This is a genomic window from Hoeflea sp., assembly GCF_039975035.1.
Lineage (GTDB): Bacteria > Pseudomonadota > Alphaproteobacteria > Rhizobiales > Rhizobiaceae > Hoeflea.
On record NZ_JBDWHW010000039.1, the window covers coordinates 1 to 3067 of the forward strand.

The following is a 3067-nucleotide window of genomic DNA, read 5'->3' on the forward strand; positions in this document are numbered from 1 at the left end:
ATGGGCTGAGAAGGATTTTCGTCGAAGGGCATACCTGGCGGGTACGTTCAAGACGAAAATCCTTCTCAGGACTTGAAGGCATGCGGCCCTTCGGGTTGGCTGAAACCTGCTACCCACTGCGTCGGGCGGCTTGAGAGATGGGCCCGCATCGCTCTGCGCCGTCCTTCTTGTGGAGCAGCAGGTTTGAGCCAACAGAATGCGTCGTATTAATCGTACGGTGCTCTAGGACCCCGACTGTCTGCGATGGACGATCTGTTTCGTCTGAATGCCATTGTTGCTCAAGGCTTCAAGAGAAAATCAATTCCCCATTCAGGGACGCTCCCCGGTGTAAAGCGCGCGTGGCCGGATGAGCTGGTTGGTGGTGCGTTGCTCGAGTCCGTGGGCGATCCAGCCGGTCGAACGGCCGATGGCGAACAGCAGGAAAGCCGAGCCTTCGGGCAATGCCAGATAGCGGCGCAGGGCGACGAGCGCGAAATCGATGGAGGGGTCTTCGCCGGTCAACTGTTTGACCTCTCCGGCGAACCGGGCTGCTGGCTCAAACGCAGGCAGGATCGTGGCCAGCAGCGCCCTGGCGCGGATATCGCCGTCGGGATAGAGCGGATGGCCGAATCCGGGGATGTCTTCCCCGGCTTTCAGCCGCTGCCTGAGACCCTTGCCGGGATCCAGTGGATCGAGGGCATCCCACAGACGTTCGACGCGGGTGGTCACCGCGCCATGTTTGACCCCGCTGAGTGCCGCGAGTGCGGCAATAATGCATGCCTTGAGCGAAGCGCCGGTGGAGGCGACGCATCTGGCGGTGAAACTCGAGGCGTTCAGCTCATGATCGGCGCACAGAACCAGAGCCTGACGGATCAGCGTGGCGCGCGCGGCGTCAATCCGCCATGCAGACGCCAGCTGTTCGTGAACCGGGGCCGATTTCGGGGCTTGTCTGAGGGCTGCGGCTGTCAATAGGCGCACCAGATCGCCGCAGCCGCGAGCGAGACCGTCCGTGTCGGTGCGCCATGCCGATGTCGCATCGTCGCGCGCGGCGACCGCGAACAGCGGCAGAAGCGTCTCGCTTGCCGGCGTGGATCCGGCCTGACCCGTCAGGCTGTCATAGGCCTTGAGCTTCATCGGCGCGCGGCGCGGGAACGCGGCCTTGACCGGGATCTTCCAGAGCAGGGCGGCGACCTCTTCGAGCGAGGCGGTGTGCGAGAGCTGCACCGCGTCCTGGCCGCGATAATAACACCGCCCGTCCTCGATCAGCGTCAGGCCGGATTCGAGCACCGGCATGCCCCAGTCCAGCGTCGCCCTGGCGATTTCCCTCGGTTTGCGGCCGCGCCGCCGGGTTTGCGCCAGCTGATCGACGGCGGCTGCGAGATAGCGGCTCTGGCGCGGATCGTCAGCGGGGACCGCCTTGATCAGGCCGCGACTGACATAGGCGTAAAGGCTTTGCCGGGAGACGCCGAGGCGGCGGGCGGCTTCGCTCGCGTCGATGTAATTCGCCATTTTGACGCCCTTATGGTTGATTTATATGATCAATATTGACGATATTCGAATTTGACGTTTGTGTGAAGCCCTGACCGTTTGATCCGGTCCGTTGGAAAGGAGCTTTGCGATGAGGCATGATCAGAACAGCGACGCCACCCAGGCCAGCGGGGAGACGGTTGACCGCATCATGCTGTCCCGGTTGTGGAGCGCCCTCGGAGGGAAACCGGAACAGGCCGAAAACGTTCTGGTGAGCGGAGAAGGCTCGCTGCAATCGGTCTACGCGGTGAGCGATTTCGCCGCCGCTGTGATCGCCACTTCGGGTCTGGCGCTGGCTGAATGGATCGCTGCCCGGTCGGGAACAGGTCCGGATGTCCGGATTGACCGGCGGCTGGCGTCGTTGTGGTTCGGGTTTTCAATTGCGCCGCGAGACTGGGAATTGCCGTCGGTGTGGGATGCGGTTGCGGGAGATTACGCTACTGCCGACGGCTGGATCCGGCTGCACACCAACGCGAGACACCATCGCGAGGCGGCGTTGGCGGTGCTGGAAACCGGACCTGACCGCGATGCGGTGGCTGCGGCGGTGGGGCTGTGGCGCGCTGACGATCTGGAAGCGGCTGTTGTCAGCGCCGGCGGCTGCGCGGCGGCGATGCGCAGCGAGCGGGAATGGGCGCGACACCCGCAAGGCCGTGCGGTTCTGGCCGAGCCGCTGATGCGGGTGGATCAGGGCGGGGGCGCACCACGCTTTGCAACGGAGTTCGAGATCCTGCGCCCGTTGACCGGGATCAGGGTTCTGGACCTGACGCGGGTGCTGGCAGGGCCGGTGGCGACCCGGTTTCTGTCAGGATTTGGTGCGGATGTGTTGCGCATCGACCCGCCGGGTTGGGATGAGGGCGCAGTGATCCCCGAAGTCACGCCGGGCAAACGCTGTGCGTGGCTGGATCTGAAGGATGGGGATGACCGGGAACGGCTGAAGATGCTGTTGGCCCAGGCCGATGTGCTGGTGCATGGCTACCGCTCGGATGCGCTGGAAAGTTTGGGGTTTGGTGCGGATGTCCGCGCCGGCCTCAATCCCGGACTGATCGATGTTTCGCTTGACGCTTATGGCTGGACCGGGCCCTGGGCGACCCGGCGCGGCTTTGACAGCCTGGTGCAGATGAGCTCCGGCATTGCCGAAGCGGGGATGGCGCAGGCTGCGGCTGACCGACCGATACCATTGCCGGTACAGGCGCTCGACCACGGCGCCGGCTACCTGCTGGCCGCGGCGGCACTGCGCGGGCTGACCATGCGTCATACCCATGCCATAGGATCGCGATGGCGGACATCGCTGGCGCGGGTCGGCGGGCTTTTGACGGAGCATCGGCAGCGGCCGGTTGCGGTTCAAATCGGCAAGCCGGCGCAGGCCGACTATGCTGATGAGATGGAGCCAACCGATTGGGGCAATGCCCGCAGACTGCGTCCACCGGTGACGGTGGGCGACACCGCAATGGCCTGGGACCGGCCGGCTGGAAAGCTTGGAACATCGCCTGCCGCGTGGTGATGTTTGCCGGCGCTTTGACATCGACACGCAACTCCCGATGGGCAATTCTGTGCCCATCGG

General features: G+C 64.6%; 2 protein-coding genes. One reads left to right on the forward strand and one right to left on the reverse strand.

Going from position 1 to position 3067, the window contains the following annotated elements; translation table 11 throughout:
- Nucleotides 1-309: 309 nt before the first annotated feature.
- Nucleotides 310-1488 carry a citrate synthase family protein gene (locus ABJN75_RS02890; protein ID WP_348436677.1) on the reverse strand — a complete coding sequence of 393 codons (1179 nt, stop codon included), beginning with the start codon at nt 1486-1488 and terminating at the stop codon, nt 310-312.
- A gap of 109 nt (nt 1489-1597) precedes the next feature.
- Between ABJN75_RS02890 and ABJN75_RS02895 the strand changes: the two genes are divergently transcribed.
- Nucleotides 1598-3007, forward strand: coding sequence for a CoA transferase (locus ABJN75_RS02895; RefSeq protein ID WP_348436679.1), 1410 nt, complete (start codon nt 1598-1600; stop codon nt 3005-3007).
- The last annotated feature ends 60 nt before the right edge of the window (nt 3008-3067 follow it).